Consider the following 19,541-nt stretch of genomic DNA (forward strand, 5'->3'; position numbering starts at 1 on the left):
TAGAGCGATCGCGCATTCCTTATCGCTTTTATCGTTCCGATGCCATACACTGCCATACATCAGTAGGGGATTAGGAATGGGGCAATGCCATGCCCCTAACCAACGTTAGAAATGCAATAGATTTCACCCAACTGCAAACCGCTCTAGATGACATCCGAAATGCGATCGCTCTAACTTTCCTGTAAAACCCAGCTTACATCCAGGTACGAGTCGAACTAGAAGCGTCAATTCCACCTGTGCGGATACGGCGATCCAGATCGTTGGGATCTGGGGAAGCACTCAATGCCGCCTCTAGAGTAATCCGACCCTCTAGCATTTGGTCGTAAAGCGCCTGATTCATCACCTGCATTCCATCGAACGTGTCATCTAGCATCAATCGATAAGCTTCCTCATCGTCACCCTTGAGCAAGTAATCTTGCATCGCCGGGGTATTGATCAAGATGTCATGGACTGCTGTGCGACGACTATCCGTGGTTGGCAGCAGCAGTTGTGCAATCACTGCCACCAAAGAATCGGTGATCTGAATTCGCATGGCTGGCTGTTCATCGGCGTTGTACAAGTTCAACAAGCGGTTAACCGCGTTGATGGCGTTGCGGGTGTGCAGAGTGCCTAAAACTAAGTGACCTGTTTGGGCAGCTTGCAGGGCGGTATTAACGGTAATGCGATCGCGCATTTCCCCAATCAGAATCACATCTGGATCTTCCCGCAGAACTGACCGCAGTGCCGCGTGAAACTCATTGGTATGCAAACCCACTTCCCGTTGACTAACCAAGCACTTTTGGGAAGGGTGGACAAATTCAATCGGGTCTTCAATCGTGACAATGTGCTTATTCGTCGTCTCATTCAGATGACGAATCATCGCCGCTAAGGTAGTTGATTTTCCCGATCCCGTGGGACCTGTCACCAAAATCAATCCTTGCGGTTTGCTTACAATATCCTTGAGGACTGGCGGTAAGCCTAAACTATCAAGTGAAGGAATCTCTAGGCTGATCAAACGCAGAACCATTGCTCCGCCCATCAGGGATTCAAAACAATTCACCCGACAGCGCACGAAACCTGGGTAGAAAATGGCCGTATCCAGTTCCTTGTTTTCTGCAAACTGCTTTCGCTGAGCAGGAGTCAGGATCTCAGCAAGATTTTGCTCAAAAATTTCAGGTGTTACCTTGAGCTGACCTTCAGCCTCTACCATCTGACCTCGAATCCGATATCTGGGAACTTGCCCCACTCGAATATGGATGTCCGAGGCTTTTTGAGCATACGCATCTTTCACCATCTGTTTGATGGAAGTCGCGCTGTTAACTTCTGGGGGTCGCCCTGGCTGCATCTGCGGAGGAACGGGTGGTGGCGGTAGTGGTGGTGGCATGCGTGAAGGAGCTTGTGCGCGAGTCGCTTCAGCATCATTGGCTTTGGTCATTTTTTTCCCCCTGGGTACTTACTGGGTCCGGCAGCATCGGTAAAACCACAGTTTAATGGATCTTGCCTTTAAAAATTTTCTTTAAGTCAACCGTGAATGTCCTTAATTCTAAAAAATTACCAGACAGGTGTAAAATCTCTTATTTATTTGTAATCAGAATTTTGTTAAGGTGCTGGGATAGCTAGACTCTAGACTGGGCAGCGCTGTTTATGAATATCGGTAATCGGATAGCAGACTGGCTGGAAACTCGGTGGGTAACGCCAGCCTACGCTGGGTGGATATTGGGAATCATCGCCGTCTGTTTTTTTGGAGCTGCCACGAACACAATGGCGGGGTGGCTGTATGTTATTAGTGGCCTCAGCTTTGCGCTACTCGGAATTGCAAGCTTCCTATCCGTGCGATCGCTTCGTCATCTTCAAGTCACCCGACGCCCTATCCAGCCCGTCAGCGTTGGCGACGATTTAACCATCGAATTAGAAATTGAAAATCCGGTTAACCATCCCAAAACCTTACTTTTAGTCCGGGACGTTCTTCCCTTTGTATTGGGACAACCCGTACAAACGGCAATTGAAACGATTTCTCCTCATAGCGTCCACCACTGGGTTTACTACCTACCCACGCAAAAACGCGGAGTTTATCGCTGGAACACCGTACAACTGAGAACTGCTGCCCCTGTGGGATTATTCTGGTGTCGCCGCCAGCGTGAAGTTGCGGCTACGGCATTTGTTTATCCCACCGTTTTACCCCTCACCAACTGCCCGATGGTGGATGAAATTGGGCAAGAAAAAAGTCCCTTGTTTCTAAGTTTAGATCGCCGTTCTCAAGCTGCAACAGAAGGAGTCACGCGATCGCTTCGTCCCTATCGAGTCGGAGATCCCACTCGTTTAATCCACTGGCGAACCAGCGCCCGTTACGGTGAATTCCAGGTACGCGAACTAGAAGTCTTTACAGGTGGACAAGAAGTAATTATCTGCCTCGATAGCGCCACCAGTTGGAATCCAGAGCATTTTGAGCAAGCAGTCATTGCGGCAGCATCCCTGTACTTCTATGCCAGTGGGCGTCAGTTAAGCGTAAAACTTTGGACAGCCTTCACAGGTTTAGTGCAAGGTCATCGCGTGGTTTTAGAAACTCTAGCCGCAACCTACGCCGGAGAAGATGCCCGTGCTGGAGATCCACCGACGCTTCCCTTAATCTGGCTGACTCCCAATCATGTTACTCTAAGCTCTTTACCCCCCGGTAGCCGTTGGATGATCTGGATGCCGGAGTCTTTAACTGAGCCTGCAATGCCTGTGAATCGCAATTCCCCTGGAATTGTCATCAATAGCGATCAGCCGCTACAACTTCAGCTACAATCCCCTCTGAAGTAGGCTTGCCCGATTGCATCGATCCCAGCCAATCCCCTTCAGGAAAAGGCTTAAGATACAATGCATAAACACCTGTCGATCTCGCGTCATCTCATATTATGAACCCATCAGAAACTGAAACAAAATCCAGCGAAAAAAGTCTAGAGGCGATGCGCCATTTCTCCGAAACTTACGCCAAGCGTACTGGCACCTACTTCTGCGTCGATCCTTCCGTAACAGCCGTAGTGATTGAAGGACTCGCCAAGCATAAAGATGATCTGGGTGCCCCTTTGTGTCCCTGTCGTCACTACGAAGATAAAGAAGCAGAGGTACATGCAACTTTCTGGAATTGTCCTTGCGTACCGATGCGAGAGCGAAAAGAGTGCCACTGTATGTTATTTCTGACAGAAGATAACGAGTTTCGCGGTGAGATGCAGGAAATCTCTCTTGAAGAAATTAAAGCTGTACGCGATAGTATGTAACGATTTGCTCTAGCTAATCGCTAATTGAAAAGTTGCTAGTTATAAATGTTTTTTAGCCTAACTACCAATTATCGATTAGCGATTAGCTGAAGCATCAAACTTATCATGTCGGTAACAGCCACACGTCCCAGAAAGTCCTCAAAATAAAGCCTCCCGCGTGCTAAAAGAATTTTTTAAATTCCGCTTGGTTGGATAAATCAGGAAAAAACTATCCCCTAAAATCCACGTTTTATTGGTTTGCCTGGGCTGATAAACCTTATAACAATTAAGTAAGATTGGAATTTTAAAAATAAGTAGCGATCGCAAGCTAAGCAATTAAAAAAAAGCCACTCAAAATGTGATTTTTATCAATAGGATTAAAAAAATAAATGAATTTCTATTAAACTTTATTTAAACTTAAATAAAGACATTTCAGAACAGTTTTTTCTATCCGTTAAAAACTTAAAGCGATCGCTTGTTTTGGAGGCTTTCTATCACCCACGCGCGAAGCAGCTAAACATAGGCATCTTCGTCTGGAGCGATAAGTGTGGTGATGCCTGAACACAACCATAACCACAAGGGAAGGTGCTTGACGGTAGGGAACCGAAAACGGCAGAGTAATGAAATTATTAATATAGTTCCCGACTAATGACTGAAGAAATCCCATCTGAATTTTGGCAAGGGATCGAAGAGTTTAATCAGCATGAATTTTACGCCTGCCACGACACCTTAGAGGCTCTGTGGATGGAAGCCAGCGAGCCGGAAAAAAGGTTTTATCAGGGAGTGCTGCAAATTGCCGTTGGATGTTATCACCTAGGCAACCTTAACTGGCGCGGTGCAGTTATTTTACTGGGAGAGGGAATGCGCCGCTTGGAGGCATACGAACCTGCTTACAGTGGAATTGATGTCACCGAACTGCGGGAACAGAGTGCCGAACTGTTGACGGCACTGCAACAAGCTGGAGCAGAAAACGTGGTTGATTTTGTAGAACAGATGCAACAAAACGAGAATGCTTCACAGTTACCGAAAATAGTGCGAGTAGAGGCTTAGAAACTTCTCAATACTCAGAAACGTCGGGATTGTTGTGCCTAGTTATCGCTGGATTTGTTCTGGATCGAGCCTTTAGAAAGAGTAAACTAGGCACAAGAGCCGATCACCGTCTTTGATGTCTCCGCAAGACCCATGATGTCCTCATTTCAATTTAATCAAAGTCTAATGCGTCGCCTGGGATTAGTGCTGATGCTTCCAGCTGTCCTAGCAGGAGCGATCGCTATCCCCACCCAAATCCAAACCGCCCAAGCTCAAACCGCCGATGACGGACGTGCCCTCACCGTCCGTTCTGATGTGCAAGAAGCCAACTCGAAAACAGGCGTGGTAACAGCTCGTGGCAACGTGCAAATGTATTACCCCTCACGGCAGATTCAGGCAACTGCTGCCCAAGCTCAGTATTTCAGCAAAGAACGCCGCATCGTTCTGAGTGGGAACGTCTACGTCCTGCAACAAGGCAATAGTCTCCGAGGCGAGACTATCACCTATCTGATCGATGAAGGACGCTTTGTTGCCCTGCCTCAGTCCAATCGGCAGGTAGAATCAGTTTATCTGGTCGCCGATCCAAATTCTCCAACTACACCCGTAGCGCCACCAGCTCCCGCCGTCAATCCTAAACCAGCCTTCAAAACGCCGAATAGCCGCTAGCCATTTGTCACATGGCTAATCGCGAATCGCGAATGGCTAATCGCTAATGGCTTTTAATAATTAGCAGTTAGCCATTAGCAATGAACAATTAGCTAGTTCTCAATGAAAATCGTACTGGAGAATATTCACAAGTCTTACGGCAAACGTGCGATCGTCAATCGCGTCAACCTTTCAGTGGCGCAAGGAGAAGTCGTGGGACTACTCGGCCCTAACGGTGCTGGGAAAACGACGACCTTTTACATTGCAACTGGCTTGGAAAAACCCGATCAAGGTACGGTTTGGCTGAATGACCAGGACATCACCACCTTACCCATCCACAAACGAGCGCATTTAGGCATTGGCTATCTTGCTCAGGAAGCCAGTATTTTCCGCAACCTCACCGTCCAAGACAATATTCTCTTGGTGCTGGAACAAACAGGCGTGCCTCGTCGCGAGTGGCAAAACCGTCTAAATGGTTTGCTGCAAGAGTTTCGGCTAGAAAAAGTTGCAAATACGCTGGGGATTCGGGTATCTGGAGGAGAACGTCGGCGCACCGAGTTGGCGAGATCCTTAGCGTCGGGGCGAGAAGGGCCAAAATTTTTGCTATTGGATGAGCCGTTTGCCGGTGTTGATCCGATTGCCGTATCGGAGATTCAAAAAATTATTGCCGGACTGCGCGATCGCTACATGGGCATCTTGATCACCGATCACAACGTCCGCGAAACCCTCGCCATCACCGATCGAGCCTACATTATGCGCGACGGACAAATCCTCGCCTCTGGCAATTCAGAAGAACTCTACAATAACCCCTTAGTGCGACAGTACTACTTAGGAGATGACTTCCAAAGATAGCCTTGGGTAATCGGTAATCGGGAATTGGTAATCACAAGAGTCATCAGTAAGAAGCATTGAATTTTGAAGCCACAAGAGAGTTTTGAATTCAAAATTTCAGACGCGATAACCGTAAGTCTACTCCTTAAAACTTTCCCCCAATTACCCATTACCCATTACCCATTACCCGTTACCTACCCATCGATCCTTGACCAATGACCAAATCTTTCAATCCGCTCTCCCCCCTGATTTCGACAGTCTCGGTGATGGATCGCTATATTGGCACCGAGCTGGTCGCGCCTTTCCTATTTGGCATGGGATTCTTTTCTTCCATCGGGGTAACGATTGGCAGTTTATTTGACCTGATGAGAAGGACTGTGGATGTAGGTCTACCCGCATCGCTCGTATTGAAAGTCCTGCTGTTAAGTCTGCCACAGTTTATGGCGTATGCCTTTCCTGCCTCAGTGCTACTGGCTGCCTTATTAACCTATAGTCGTCTCTCCGCTGACAGTGAGTTGGTTGCCCTGCGTAGCTGCGGGGTGAGTATTTATCGATTGGTGCTACCAGCGATCGTCCTGAGTTTTGTTGTGACCGGCATCGCCTTTACGTTTAATGAGTATGTAGTACCCGCGGCGAACTATCAAGCCAAAGTTAGTCTAGATAAAGCTCTAAATAAAGAAAAGCCATCTTTCCAAGAACGCAATATTTTTTATCCAGAATATACGAAAGTTAAGCTACCCAATGGCAACAGAGAACAAGTGTTAAAACGCCTGTTCTATGCAGAAAAGTTTGACGGTCAAAAGATGGAAGGATTGACGATTTTAGATTGGTCTCAGGAGGGTCTCAATCAAATTGTTACTTCGCAATCTGCTGCTTGGAATCCAGGACAAAACACCTGGGATTTTTTCAAAGGCACGATTTATTTAATCTCTCCCGATGCTTCCTACCGCAATATTTTGAAGTTTGAACACCAACAGTTGCAGCTGCCTCGTACCGCCTTGGATTTGGCAAATTCTGGGCGCGACTACGGCGAAATGAATCTTGCACAAGCCAGAGAACGTCTGAAATTAGAACGCCTCAGTGGTAATCAACAAAAAATTCGCAAGCTTCTGATCCGCATTCACCAAAAAATAGCTTTACCCTTTGCTTGTGTCGTTTTTGGTATTGTGGGTGCCGCTTTAGCCAATAGACCGACTCGCACCAGTAAAGCGACGGGTTTTGGGATTAGCGTGATCGTCATTTTTGCTTACTATTTGTTAATGTCCGTTGGTGATGCTCTGGGACTAAGTAACTTCCTCTCTCCCGTAATTGCTGCTTGGTTACCGAATCTGTTTGGATTGGGAGCGGGAGCGTGGTTCCTGCTTCGAGCTGCCCGCTAAACTTTAAGGTAGTGTCATCGTCAGTCGTGTAGGGATGGTTCTCGCTCAAGATATTGAGCGATAGCGAAGCATAACGCACTGTGCAAATTACTGTTTTTCTCTCCCTAATTCATTGGGGAGAGAAAAAGTTGCACATGGCCTAAGCATATCTATAAACCTACCCGTTCTTGGTAGAGGCATATCTGTTCCCTGCCCCTCAGTGAGTGTTTTTCTGTTTCTAGTAACTAATGCTCGTCGAGCGATCGCAACCTTTCTATCTTCCTAAATTTAAACTTTAGTAAACTAAAAGCTTGGCTAAAATTTTACAAAAATGAAAGAAATCTTTTAACAAACTGTATATTAAGACAGTTCCTGTTCAAGGCAATAGCGTATAAAATCGACTTACAATCCCTTGTGCAAGTCGAGCTGCACTACAGCTTATGTCATCCTCCAAACAAGTCCCTGCCTCCATCCGCTATCTCAAAGCACGGTTACGGACATTCGCGCGCCCTGCGTTTTGGGGATCGGCGATCGCACTGGTGATGATGGTGATAGGGGTATGGGAGTACTGGGTACACCCAGAATGGCTTAACAGCCTTTTAGATGGAGAAACGGAGAGTGGGCAAGTTGATTCCGCAGAGAATCCCTCGGATGACCCAAACCTTTCTCAAGAAAGCAGTGTGATTGGCGCTGATATCGATAACTTGCCCGCGCTCATGCAGGAATTTAATCGCGGCACTAATCAAGGCGCTGGCAAGAAGGGAAAGGAAAAAGCTCAAGATCCCACCCAGCAAGAAGGTTTATTTGAGCAACTGACTCGCAACCCGGCGACTGCTTCTAATACAGAATCGACCGCGCAGCCTCAAGCGATCGCAGGAATCCCCAAAGCTCCGCAAAACTCGAACAATCCTTTTCTGACATCAGCACAAGATTTATTAAATACTGGATTAAATGTTGGCCCCCAGCCCAATACAGGGGCATTTTTGGGATTGACACCCACGAACCAACAGGCGGTAAATCCTACTACAACAGCAACCTCCACTCCGAATCTGGGCTTTGGCGTGCCCAACCTAACTAACCAGAACCAAAACGTCCTGCCAGTCAACTCCCTGCAACAAGCGTTAAATCAAAATTCGCCAAACCAAGCAGTAAACGCATCGCCATCAGGAAATACGTCTCAACAAACGCTTCCCAATTCCACATCCACTGGGCAAATGGCACCACCGCCAGCAAGTGCCCTAGCGAACACTACAGGCTATAGCACTCCCTTACCCACGACTAGCAACGCTACTCAGGGTTCTTCCACCCCGAATTCTTACACCTATTTAACCCAACCCCAGGCGGTTCCTCCCGTTGTAGCACCTGCTGTCCCCGTAACACCACAGATAGCACCGCCAGTGGCACCGATAACGACCAGTAATTATGGGCAGTACCCATCGGGAGCGAACACTCAAAGAAGCGGGTTCAACAGCAACTCTGGTTTTGGCTCCAATCTTGGTAATTCCGGATCGCAACCGGGTCAGTTGAACCAGCCTAACTTTACAGCTCCTCGTCGCGTTCCAGGACGCTACATTGGTGGGGGTCAGATTAATACTTTCTCAAATCCATAGCTGTTAGCAATTAGCTGTGGGTTGCTCGCTAATTGCTAATCGCTATTTACTAATTACTTTGGAAGTATTTGATGATGGCGGAGGCAAATTCCGAGCATTTCAGAGGCTCCACCGGCGGTTCCATGAGTCGAGCCAAATCATAGGTCACTTCGCCGTTAGAGATCGCCTGACCGAGGCCATGCTTAATCAAGTCAGCTGCCTCCTGCCAGCCCATAAATTCCAACATCATCACGCCTGACAAAATGACCGACCCGGGGTTTACCCGATCGAGTCCAGCGTGCTTCGGTGCGGTGCCGTGAGTCGCTTCAAAGATGGCGCATCGATCGCCAATATTGGCTCCTGGCCCCATCCCCAGCCCACCGACAATCGCTGCCGCTGCATCTGACAAATAATCACCATTCAGGTTCATCGTAGCGAGGATGGAATATTCATCCGGTCGAGTCTGAATCTGTTGGAAAATGCTGTCAGCAATTCGATCGTTCACCATCACCTTGTCTTTCCACTGACCGTTGCCGTGGGTTTCCCAGATGGCATTGAGAACATCTTCCACTTCACGAGTGATTTGGGCTTTTTTCTCTGCCGTCAAGGCGTCGTACCCAGGCTCAATCTGACGGGCGTTTTCTTCCAAGGTAATCTCTGGATTACGGGCTTTGTTGTCCAGAATCCATGATTCTCGTTCTGTAACGCACTCAGCGCGAAACTCAGCGCTCGCTACTTCGTAACCCCAATCGCGGAAAGCGCCTTCGGTGTACTTCATGATGTTGCCCTTATGCACCAGCGTCACCATCTGTTTATGCTTGGGTAGGCGCAGGGCATTCTTGATCGCACGGCGCACTAGGCGCTGGGAACCCGTCTTACTAATTGGCTTGATACCGATTCCAGAGTCTAGGGGAATTTGCTTTTTGCCGTGTTCTGGCGTAGCTGGAATTAGCTCATTATTGAGGATGTCAATCAATTTGTTGCCAATTTCGCTGCCTTGACGCCACTCAATTCCCAGGTAGATGTCTTCTGTATTTTCTCGATAGATGATGACATCGAGTTTCTCCGGGCTTTTGTGGGGAGAGGGGGTGCCTGGGTAATACTTGCAGGGGCGGACACAGGAGTAAAGGTCAAAAATCTGACGCAGTGCCACATTCAGCGACCGGATGCCGCCCCCAATCGGGGTTGTTAGCGGCCCTTTGATGGCAATACCGTATTCTTTAATTGCGTCTAGAGTATCTTGGGGCAAATATTGGTAGGTGCCGTACTTCTCACAGGCTTCATCCCCGGCGTAGATTTTGAACCAGCTGATTTGTCGCTTGCCACCATAAGCAGCTTGGACAGCGGCATCAAAGACCTTCTGGGCGGCGGGCCAGAGGTCGATGCCCGTGCCATCTCCGCGAATGAAAGGAACGATCGGGTTGTCTGGAACAACGGGTTCGCCATCTTTGAAGATGATACGTTCGCCCATGTCAGGAGGAGTGATTTTTTCGTACATATTGCACTTTTGTTGGATCTAGTCTAGCCAGACAATATTTTGACAGGAAGACTACCAAATCGGCTGATTCGCAAAAGTTTCGGTTAAGCTTTTTTGCAGTTTAGGCGGTTTGATTGCCATGATGTTCGCAAATCATCCAAGCTGAGGCAGGGCTGCTAGGAGGCTGTTATCTCATTTTGGATTTTGCATGGTAGAGCTGCGATTAATCGCAGCTCTACGAAGGGATCGTTGCAGAAGTTTAAACCAGACACCGAGGAGCGCAAAAAAGGATTACAGACCTAATGGTAGTCTCTAGAAGTGCTACTGGGATCAAGGAATTCGCGCTTCAAATCAAAACTTTGGCATCTATTTAGCCAAGAGGCCCTACGAGAATGGGTCGAACGGCTAATTTTTTTGAATAATCTTAAGCGCATTCTGTCATCAGCCTTTATGCTGATCCTTTAGGCTGATAATAAAGTAGACTGAGGGCGATCGCTGGTTTTTAGTCCATCAATCTCACAAATACTGGCTGAGAAATTCTTGACGCTGCCAGTATTTGTGAAGCTGATATAAAAAAGAGATATGCTGCACAAGCCGCCTCTGCCCTTTTCACAAAAACCTCAACTCACATCAAAGCGGGATGAATTCAGTTTGCAGACCTAGGCTGATATGGCCCCTGAAAGGCGCTCTTCTAGAGTAACGATGAAAAAAATTTTGCTCGTTGATGATGATAGAACCCTGCGAACTGTCTTGACACGCTACCTGCAAAACCAGGGGTATCTGGTTCAGGATGTAAGTTCTGGTATGGAGGCACTAAGCGCTTTTGAACAAGCTCCACCGGATTTGGTGGTCAGCGATGTGATGATGCCGGAGATGGACGGTTTGGAATTCTGCCGACGCCTGCGAACAACTCCTATCGGGCAATTGGTACCGTTTATCTTTTTGTCAGGCAAAGGAGAGCTAGAAGACCGAATTCAAGGTCATACGATTGGGGCAGATGATTATCTGACTAAACCCTTCGATCCCAGGGAATTAGTCGCAAAAATTGAAGCTCAGCTAGAGCGATCGCGCCGCATCCATGCGGAAATGGTACGGTTGATGCAGCAGATGGCAACCAGTTCCACCGCAGCGACAGCAATCGGAGCGTTGGGTTCTGCCACCTGCGAGCCACTTCCGTTAACACCCGCAGAGCAAAGAGTTTTTTGGGAGGTGATTCAGGGATTTACCAATAAACAAATTAGCGATCGCTTGTTTATCAGTCCGCGCACCGTTCAGACCCATCTTAGTAACATCCTCAGTAAGCTGGAACTAGAGAATCGCTCTCAACTAGTTCGATTTGCCTTTGAACACGGATACCGACCTCCCACCCATGAAGAGCCGTGAGAGATGAGGCAGTCATTGGTAATTGGTAATCAATTTTTAAGTTGTAGAGACAAGGGTTGATCGCCTCTGAATTTTAAATTAAAAATTTTCTGATAACTCAAAACTCAAAACTTATCGCTCAAAACTCTCATTACCTATGATTTCAGGCGTTTATACACTAAATGAATTAAGTCAAGCGATCGCGGCAGATCCTAGCCGATGGCGACCGCTAGTATTTACTAACGGGTGCTTTGATTTACTCCATACAGGTCATGTTCGATATTTACAAGTAGCAAAGTCCTTGGGGCGATCGCTCGTCGTGGGGTTAAATAGTGATCAGTCCGTCCGTGCAATCAAGCCCCATCAGCAGGGATTGCCTCCCCGACCTATCGTGCCTGAGCAGCAGCGGGCTGAAGTTCTCGCCGCCCTTAAGCCCGTGGATGGAGTGGTAATCTTCGACTCATTGACAGCCACTGGCTTAATTGAAACACTCAAGCCCGATATCTATGTCAAAGGAGGCGACTACAGCTTGGAAACCCTGCCTGAAACACCTGCCGTTCAGGCATACGGAGGTCAGATTGAATTGGTCAAAGTGGAAATTTCCACCTCGACCACAGCGATGATTGACCGCATCCTGCACTCAAATGATTAGCGCATTTGTCAAAAGTCATTAGTCATTGGTCATTAGTCATTGGCTACGGACTAAAGACTAGAGACTAATGACTAATGACTAATAACTAACAGCAACCTGAAATGACTTGCTTCATGACAGACCAAACGACTGCCGACCTACCATACACCAGCCAAGACCTTACCGACCTACGCTGCAAGTTTGAGTCGGGTTCTGAAAAAACGCAACTACAACTCCTCCCAGAACTTCTAAAAGCGGGTAATGCCGGTTTGGAGGTACTGATGGAATTTTTACGTAACAATCAGTCAACTCCTACCAATTTAGTTACAGCTAAAGCCTACCAGACCCTCTACAACGCCAATTTGCCAGCTGCAACTGAATTTCTTCAAACCCATTTCCCTTCCGGCATTATCCCCTTACACTCAGAACGCGGCATCGACTACAGTTCCCTGCAACACCTGCTCTTGCAACAAGACTTTCTTGCCGCTGACCGCCTAACCTTGCAAAAGCTGTGTGAATTGGCAGGTGCTCAGGCTGTACAGAGAAAATGGTTGTACTTTACAGAGGTAGAAAACTTCCCCATTCCTGATTTACAAACCATCAATAGCCTGTGGTTCCTACACTCGGAGGGCAAATTCGGTTTTTCCGTGCAACGGGAAATCTGGCTGAGTCTCGGCAAAGACTTCTTAAAGTTCTGGCCCAAAATTGGCTGGAAGAGCGGCAACAACTGGACTCGATATCCCAACGAGTTTACCTGGGATTTCAGTGCCCCTAGGGGTCATCTGCCTCTGTCAAATCAGCTGCGGGGTGTCCGGGTGATTGCCGCCTTGTTATCTCATCCCGCCTGGTCAAGTTGAAAACTTCAAGGCTCAGGACTCAAGACTCAGCAAACAAGAGTGATGAGTGAATGAAGCAAGAAAGCCTCTTGCCAGCAGAAATGACTCTACTTTTCACTCTTGTTTTTCATCCTGACTCCTCAGTCGAATCACCGTCACTTAAGACTCGTCGGCTGGGTTGAGCCGAGTGCGAAACTCAACGCCTCCCTTGATTTTTGTTGCTTTCTCCTCCCTTGAAGGCTAAAGCCTTACGGCATGAACGCGCCTGCGCGACCTCAAACACCACGTCGCCAGGGCGGGAGAACCCCCGCTATTCTTGTCGTTCAACCTACGATAGAAGTCAATTTTGTTTAAACTCAGTGTCATTTACCCTTAGTCCTTTTTAACCGAAAAGCAAAACTCTCTGCTCAACGTGTTTGTTAGAGGCCTTCTTCGGGAACGCTAAGTGTAGCGGGATATTAAATTAAGTCATACAAGCAAAGCGTATGGGAGTAGGGATGGTAATGGCAGCCCCAGAAAGCAGACTTTTTTGTCGTTTGGATGGTTTGACACCGGCAGCACGAGAACAACAAAGGTTCACTGCTTTGGGAGAATTGGGTCTACTTGAAGCAGAGATGGTTCCAGTGTTCGAGGAAGCTACTCAAACAGCAGCCCGATTTTTGGAAGCGCCGATTTGCATTTTAAGTTTAATGGCTCAAGACAAGCAGCGGATCAAAGCAGCTGTGGGTTTATCACGATTAGGGTTGATGAACGATCTCGCCACGTCCCGGCAGCTCCCACGCCATCAATCTTTGTGTACTTATGTGGTCGATAGTCATCAAGTTTTGATTGCTGGCGATACGCTAACAAATCGAGCGTTTGCTGAAACTGCTCTTGTGCAGCACTACGGCATCCGTGCCTATCTAGGGACACCGCTGCTATCATCTAGTGGAATCTGCCTGGGCACCCTGGCAGTGATGGACTTAGTGCCTCGTAACTTTACTAGCAAAGATATTGACTTTTTGGAACTTATGGCTCGCTGGAGTCTGAGTGAATTTGAGAGAAACCGTCTATTTTTAGAAACGCGACAATTGGGGTCTTTAGAGCGTACCAACTCCAGCTATTGGTTTGCCAAGCCGTCGCCTAACGGGCAACCAGAAACGGGTAAAGACCTGGGATACAATGCCGCCTCGAACAACAGCAGTATGGGCAGCAATGCGGGTGAAGTGTTGTCCCTGACCCGTTCAACCCCTAGCCCCTCTGCAACTAGCTCCGTTAAAGTCAAACTGCTATCCCAGCTGTCACAGGAACTGCGGACTCCGTTGACTTCAATTATGGGGATGGCAAGTGTTTTGGGACGCGAAGTTTATGGGCCATTAACGACCAAGCAGAAGGAATACCTGGAGATTATCCACAACAGCGGTCAGCACTTAGTGTCGCTAGTTGATGAAATTTTGTCTCTGGGAGGGTTGGATGAGGTTAGCCAAAAACTCGATTTCACCTCTGTGGACATCGAAATGCTGTGTCAACAGGCGATTAATAACCTGCAACAGATTGCGTCTGGGCGGCAGCAACAGATTCGTCTATCTGTAGAGCCTGGAAAGCGCATCTGGTTGCTTGACAAGGATAAAGTGCGGCAAATTCTTTACTACCTGATTTTTAATCTAATTAACTCAGGGAGTGCAGGAGGTGTGGTTCGCATTCATGTCTCTCGCAAAATCGAAAAGCTGAACATTGCGGTGTGGGTTTCTCATCCCTGGCTAGGAGATGGTCTACCGCAGATTGAGTTTTATGCCCAGTCCGATATGTCGCCAAATCATCACTTAGAACCAGCTCTCTCAGAAGCCAGTGTTGCTTACATTCAAGAGCCGTACTCCGTGCCGTCCCTCACATCAATGAATCAATTGTTGCTGAATGACTCTCGTGCCGCTGATTCTGCCGTCTCAGAAGGGCTGTCCCATTTATCAGTCGGCAATGGTTCTCGTGAAAGTTTGGGGTTGTTGCTGAGCTGTTTATTGGCAGAAATTCATGGTGGGCACATTTCTGTTCAAGGCTCTCCAGAAGCGGGATATCGCTATGTAGTCAGCTTGCCACAGGTGGATGCGGTGGAAACAATTGGTGATGATTGACGGACTAGAGACTATAAACTATGTACTTGGGTAATTGGTAATCGTCATAGGGAATGGCTAATTGTTCATTGACCAATGACTAATGTGATCAATACCAATCACCCATAATCACTTCCCCCCTGACCTATCACATGAGTGTTTGGCAACAATTTACCTTGTCCAGTTTGCCGCTGTATCAGTGGCAAAGTGCAAGCTATTTGCATCGGTTGGTCGGTAGCTTGCGAAGCTGGCGGCAGAGTAGCGTCTGCGTGCAGTGGGCTGAGCCGTTGGGAGCCTTGTTTGTGGCTTTAGTGTTTGCGTTGGCTCCTTTCGTGACAACGGCCCTGGTTGGCGTGTTGTTAGCTGCCGGTGCTGGCTTTTGGATACTGCTGACTCTGTCAGATGAGGCGGGTTATGTACCGGGCGAAGCGCCTAAAGTTACTCCAATTCACTGGTTGGTGTTACTGTACTGGGGCATTGCCACTGTAGCAACGGCTCTGTCGCCAGTGAAGATAGCTGCTTTGAAGGGCTGGGGCAAGCTAACGCTGTATTTGCTATTTTTTGCGCTCATGGCGCGAGTGCTGCGATCGCCCCGCCTGCGTTCTATCCTGATCGCGGTCTATCTCCACATTGCGCTGATTGTTAGTGTCTACGGGCTGCGACAATGGTTTTTTGGGGCGGCGGCACTGGCAACTTGGACAGATCCAACGTCTCCTCTATCTAAAACGACGCGAGTTTATAGCTATTTAGGTAATCCCAATTTACTCGCTGCTTATCTTTTGCCTGCGATCGCTTTCTCGCTGGCTGCTATTTTTGCTTGGCGCGGGTGGAGTCGTAAAGCGCTAGCGCTGACGATGTTTTCCGTTAATACTGCGTGTTTGATTCTCACGTTCAGTCGCGGCGGCTGGATTGGCTTTATATTTTTGCTTTTAGTATTTTCGCTGATGCTGCTTTACTGGATCGGCGAACATCTGCCACCTTTCTGGCGGACTTGGTCGCTGCCGATTCTGTTAGGAAGTTTGGCGCTAGTGCTAGCGGTGGCGATCCTATTTGTGGAACCAGTGCGCGATCGCGTTTTTAGTATTTTTGCAAGTCGCAAGGATAGCAGTAACAATTTCCGGGTCAACGTTTGGGAAGCGGTGATTGAGATGATCCGCGATCGCCCGATTTTAGGGATAGGCCCTGGCAACGAGGCTTTTAACAAAGTTTATCCCCTTTATCAGCGCCCCCGCTATACTGCCTTAAGTGCTTATTCCGTTTTCCTGGAATTGGCTGTAGAAACTGGCTTAATTGGTTTTTGCTGCTTTATGTGGTTGCTGATTGTCACCTTTAACCAAGGATGGCTACAGCTAAATCGTTTGCGGCAACTGGGCAGGCGTGAGGGCTTTTGGCTGATAGCGGCGATTGCCACGATATTTGGTCTATTAGGACATGGTTTGGTAGATACAGTCTGGTATAGACCGGAAGTAAATACGCTTTGGTGGATGATGGTGGCGTTGATTGCTAGTTATTACACTTTCTCACCGAGTAGCGATCGCACTCCCCACACACTAACGGAACACAGTTAATCCGATTTCCCTGTTTGATTATTCATTAGTTTTTAGACTTTTTTCGGCACCTACTCCGTCCAAAGGCGAGCGAAAAAACAAGGACTCACAAACTCTTGTCCAAACAGGACTCCTAGAGTGGATGGAGTTGTACTCATGGCTAAAGACTAAAGACTCTGACTTTTGATTTATCTAGAATCCAAACAAGTTTAGAAAATTTCAAAAGCAAAAAGGCAAAGGAAAGATTTCCTCTTCTTTCTTTTGCCTTTTGCCTTTTTTAGTGCCGTTAATTTTCCTATAAGCCACCCGTTTTTTTACTCTCTGTAGCCGGTACGACTTACTGGATCTGGATCGCGGTAACGGGTTGGTTCTTCATGCTTGCGACCCGCTAAGCCTGCTAAACCAAGCAGTCCCAGCAAGCCCAACCAGCCCCAATCAAAATTGCGATCGCTTTCAACGGTTCTAACGTCTTGGCGAGGATCGGTGTTTGTAGTTGTATTTGTATCAGTATTCGTTTGAGCAGAAGCAGGCACAGTCAAAGGCAGAACCGCCATACTTAAGGAGAGAACGCCAGCTCCAATAAATTTTGATAAATCAGATCGTTTCATAAATAAAGCTCCTTGTCCGCTCTTCACTCACAAACTTATAGATTTCCCTCCAAATCAGAATCAATCTACAGCTATAGATTAAAAACTTCTAGACTCTAACTATAGAGATAGAAAATGTCTTTTCTTTCCACCATTTCCTCCCTCTTTATAATTAGGTAATTTTCAGGCTATAAACCAAATTTAACTTTTTAAGACTGGGGATCAATAATAAGCTTGCGAATTCATGTGAGTTTGGCTTAAGCAGCAGGTAGTAAATGGTAGTCAATGGTGATAGAGGGCTGCTTGGTTTGGTGGCTCTTGCAATCAATCCGCACACCAGGTTGACCAGAAAGTTGCCCGACTGCGGTGAGGGAGCAGCCCATTTCTGGAAAAAGGCGCATGGAATTCTCTTCTAAAGAGACTAAACCTGCAAGGCAAGGGTTCTAAAGTCTCCGTACCGTCTGAACTCTGTTTGATAAAAGCTCTCACAACTTCTGCCCTCTTCATCTGAAGGAGATAGAAGTTGCCAGGCTTTGCTTGTCTCGATAGATAATGGCACCCATCAAGGTGTCTCCCTGAGGTGATGAGAATGCTCGCTCCGAGAAATGTTCTTCAACTGATCAACTTCAACTGGTCAATCAGTGTCTCAATCATCGACCGCTTTCGCAACACCGTAAACGTTCTCGTTTACGGTGTTGCAGCCTATCAGCGAAGCAATTGTGGCTGCGGACAGGGTTTTCAAACCTTTAGAACCAGTTATCGACACCGTAGAACTTTTCTTCTTATCTGAGCATGGGACAAGCAGATGGATGGAGAATTCAGCAGTTTCGGCCTATCTGTTATGGCTGTTCTTTATCCCGAACTCACGGTTACGTAATCTGCGTAGGCTGTCAGCATTGTGCGTATTACCAGTTCCCGCTCGTGTTTTAACCTGACTCTGGAAATTTCCCCATTCTTGAGAATACTGAATTTTTATGCATAGCGCTGTCAAATAAAAAGCGCTATCCGCAAAATCCCTGAAAAGCTTTCAGAATATTTACCGATGTGCTTCAAAAAAAAAGTTTTGAGGTTGAGGAAAATACTGCTTTAAATTCAAAACTAATTAGTAGCTTTGTAAGTGTATTTAAGGGTTTTACGTAAATATTCAATACTATGAAGAAGCCAAAAAGAATTAGAAAAGCTGTAGACAAAGAATTATGATTTCAGTTATTAATAAACAAGGAAAAGAAAACACACGTCTGCACCGGGCTTCTAAAGTAAAAATAAACTCAATTATTTTGGATGTATTTGCCGGTTGGATGGGGTGAAGTCGTTCATCGCCTTGGTAGAGGTACTCAAATGAAAATCAAACTAATTACTAGTCTGCTCGCCGCTGCTGCTGCCCTGACCGGCGTCATCTCTGCAACTGCACCGGCATCGGCTGAGATTAACTGGGGTTCTGTAAATACTGCACCCACAAAGAATGCATTGAGCCAATCTGATGATTTTTCAAACATCAGCACGCTTATCGATAGCTTAAACACGCAGATCAATAAGTCTCAAGAAAAATACGCATTTCCAGACTTGAGCCTTTTAGGCGGTAAATCATTTGATTTAAGCAAATTAACGTTGCAAAACGATACTGATGTTCGTGCTTACTTCGTCAATGAAGGGGCGGATTATAACAATCAGCTAGGTTATCAAGCACTTGACAGTAACGGCGACATTGTCAAAGATGGAATGGCTTTCTGGGAACTCAACAGCACAGAAAGTATTAGGGAAAACCAAACTAGCTTTACTAATCTAAAGCAAGGAGATTGGGTCAACTTAGGCAACTTCAGTAAAGGTACAACCCTGAATTTCCAGTTGAACGCCAATAGCTTATACGGCACCAGCAACTCCTACGGCATTTACAATTCTGCTTTTAATGCTCCTAACCCTGATGGGCTACAGCACGCCAGAGGATATCTCTTTAACTCCCGTTACCTGGTGATCGGTTTTGAAGATTTGTACGGAGATGGAAGCGAGACTGGCGTGACTCCAGCCTCTGACCGGGATTTCAACGACACAGTTTTCATCGTCGATATCGGCAACCAAAGTCTGCAAAGCGTACCTGAACCATCTGCAACGTTGGCACTGGTAGCTGCAAGTACGTTAGGGATGTTTGGCCTGCGTCGCCGCCGCAACAGCCAAATCAATGGCTAATCCCCTGGCCTATCGCTGATAATCTTTGCAAGTTCAATTAGTCAATAACCCCTGTTTCTAGCCTGCACCCTGCGGGCTTTTTTATTGGAAGCTTATGTAGCAGCTGCTTCGCTGTAAGCTTAGCCAGTGAAGCAGCGCATAGATAGGATATTTCCCCTAG

At 47.2% G+C, this 19,541-nt stretch carries 17 protein-coding genes; 13 read left to right on the forward strand and 4 right to left on the reverse strand.

Annotated elements, in window-relative coordinates:
- Positions 1 to 193 precede the first annotated feature (193 nt).
- Entirely contained in the window at positions 194 to 1,414 is a 1,221-nt protein-coding gene (locus NDA03_RS01370; protein WP_190438589.1) for a type IV pilus twitching motility protein PilT, read from the reverse strand.
- Positions 1,415 to 1,623: 209 nt separating this feature from the next.
- On the opposite strand from NDA03_RS01370, the gene NDA03_RS01375 reads away from it, so the two are divergent.
- The 7 genes from NDA03_RS01375 (at position 1,624) to NDA03_RS01405 (ending at position 8,691) form a co-directional block, all read left to right on the forward strand.
- Positions 1,624 to 2,781: a DUF58 domain-containing protein gene (locus NDA03_RS01375; protein ID WP_190668306.1), complete on the forward strand. Its 1,158-nt coding sequence runs from the start codon at positions 1,624 to 1,626 to the stop codon at positions 2,779 to 2,781.
- Between the two features lie 95 nt (positions 2,782 to 2,876).
- Complete coding sequence (locus NDA03_RS01380) at positions 2,877 to 3,239, forward strand: ferredoxin thioredoxin reductase catalytic beta subunit (protein ID WP_190413052.1); 363 nt, start codon at positions 2,877 to 2,879, stop codon at positions 3,237 to 3,239.
- Between the two features lie 627 nt (positions 3,240 to 3,866).
- Positions 3,867 to 4,268, forward strand: a complete 402-nt coding sequence (locus tag NDA03_RS01385; protein WP_190413051.1) for a DUF309 domain-containing protein — start codon at positions 3,867 to 3,869, stop codon at positions 4,266 to 4,268.
- Between the two features lie 132 nt (positions 4,269 to 4,400).
- Positions 4,401 to 4,913 (forward strand): LptA/OstA family protein, encoded by a 513-nt coding sequence (locus NDA03_RS01390; RefSeq protein WP_190413050.1) that lies wholly within the window; start codon positions 4,401 to 4,403, stop codon positions 4,911 to 4,913.
- A gap of 102 nt (positions 4,914 to 5,015) precedes the next feature.
- The gene (lptB, locus tag NDA03_RS01395; protein WP_190413049.1) at positions 5,016 to 5,744 is read left to right on the forward strand and encodes an LPS export ABC transporter ATP-binding protein; all 729 of its coding nucleotides are present in this window, start codon (positions 5,016 to 5,018) and stop codon (positions 5,742 to 5,744) included.
- 194 nt (positions 5,745 to 5,938) lie between these two features.
- Entirely contained in the window at positions 5,939 to 7,102 is a 1,164-nt protein-coding gene (locus NDA03_RS01400) for an LptF/LptG family permease (RefSeq protein ID WP_242034015.1), read from the forward strand.
- A 419-nt stretch (positions 7,103 to 7,521) separates the two neighbouring features.
- The gene (locus NDA03_RS01405; protein ID WP_190536650.1) at positions 7,522 to 8,691 is read left to right on the forward strand and encodes a hypothetical protein; all 1,170 of its coding nucleotides are present in this window, start codon (positions 7,522 to 7,524) and stop codon (positions 8,689 to 8,691) included.
- Between the two features lie 49 nt (positions 8,692 to 8,740).
- Here the strand turns inward: NDA03_RS01405 and NDA03_RS01410 are convergent, their stop codons facing one another.
- Positions 8,741 to 10,168: an NADP-dependent isocitrate dehydrogenase gene (locus NDA03_RS01410; protein ID WP_348237068.1), complete on the reverse strand. Its 1,428-nt coding sequence runs from the start codon at positions 10,166 to 10,168 to the stop codon at positions 8,741 to 8,743.
- Between the two features lie 681 nt (positions 10,169 to 10,849).
- Here NDA03_RS01410 and NDA03_RS01415 point away from each other — a divergent pair.
- The 5 genes from NDA03_RS01415 (at position 10,850) to NDA03_RS01435 (ending at position 16,631) form a co-directional block, all read left to right on the forward strand.
- Positions 10,850 to 11,530, forward strand: coding sequence for a response regulator transcription factor (locus NDA03_RS01415; protein ID WP_190438583.1), 681 nt, complete (start codon positions 10,850 to 10,852; stop codon positions 11,528 to 11,530).
- A 136-nt stretch (positions 11,531 to 11,666) separates the two neighbouring features.
- The gene (locus tag NDA03_RS01420; protein ID WP_190413045.1) at positions 11,667 to 12,161 is read left to right on the forward strand and encodes an adenylyltransferase/cytidyltransferase family protein; all 495 of its coding nucleotides are present in this window, start codon (positions 11,667 to 11,669) and stop codon (positions 12,159 to 12,161) included.
- Positions 12,162 to 12,274: 113 nt separating this feature from the next.
- On the forward strand, positions 12,275 to 12,997 hold the full coding sequence (locus NDA03_RS01425) for a GUN4 domain-containing protein (RefSeq protein WP_348237069.1): 723 nt from the start codon (positions 12,275 to 12,277) through the stop codon (positions 12,995 to 12,997).
- 482 nt (positions 12,998 to 13,479) lie between these two features.
- On the forward strand, positions 13,480 to 15,084 hold the full coding sequence (locus tag NDA03_RS01430; protein WP_348237070.1) for a GAF domain-containing sensor histidine kinase: 1,605 nt from the start codon (positions 13,480 to 13,482) through the stop codon (positions 15,082 to 15,084).
- A 131-nt stretch (positions 15,085 to 15,215) separates the two neighbouring features.
- A complete protein-coding gene (locus NDA03_RS01435; RefSeq protein WP_190525914.1) occupies positions 15,216 to 16,631 on the forward strand; it encodes an IctB family putative bicarbonate transporter in 1,416 nt (471 codons plus the stop codon).
- Between the two features lie 293 nt (positions 16,632 to 16,924).
- Here NDA03_RS01435 and NDA03_RS01440 read toward each other — a convergent pair whose 3' ends face one another.
- Complete coding sequence (locus NDA03_RS01440) at positions 16,925 to 17,218, reverse strand: WGxxGxxG family protein (protein WP_190413041.1); 294 nt, start codon at positions 17,216 to 17,218, stop codon at positions 16,925 to 16,927.
- 236 nt (positions 17,219 to 17,454) lie between these two features.
- Positions 17,455 to 17,598 (reverse strand): hypothetical protein, encoded by a 144-nt coding sequence (locus NDA03_RS01445; protein WP_190429976.1) that lies wholly within the window; start codon positions 17,596 to 17,598, stop codon positions 17,455 to 17,457.
- Between the two features lie 937 nt (positions 17,599 to 18,535).
- On the opposite strand from NDA03_RS01445, the gene NDA03_RS01450 reads away from it, so the two are divergent.
- Positions 18,536 to 19,381, forward strand: coding sequence for a DUF4114 domain-containing protein (locus tag NDA03_RS01450; protein WP_190413039.1), 846 nt, complete (start codon positions 18,536 to 18,538; stop codon positions 19,379 to 19,381).
- Positions 19,382 to 19,541: the final 160 nt, after the last annotated feature.

The sequence above is a fragment of the Trichocoleus sp. Lan genome (assembly GCF_039961855.1).
GTDB lineage: Bacteria > Cyanobacteriota > Cyanobacteriia > Cyanobacteriales > FACHB-T130 > FACHB-T130.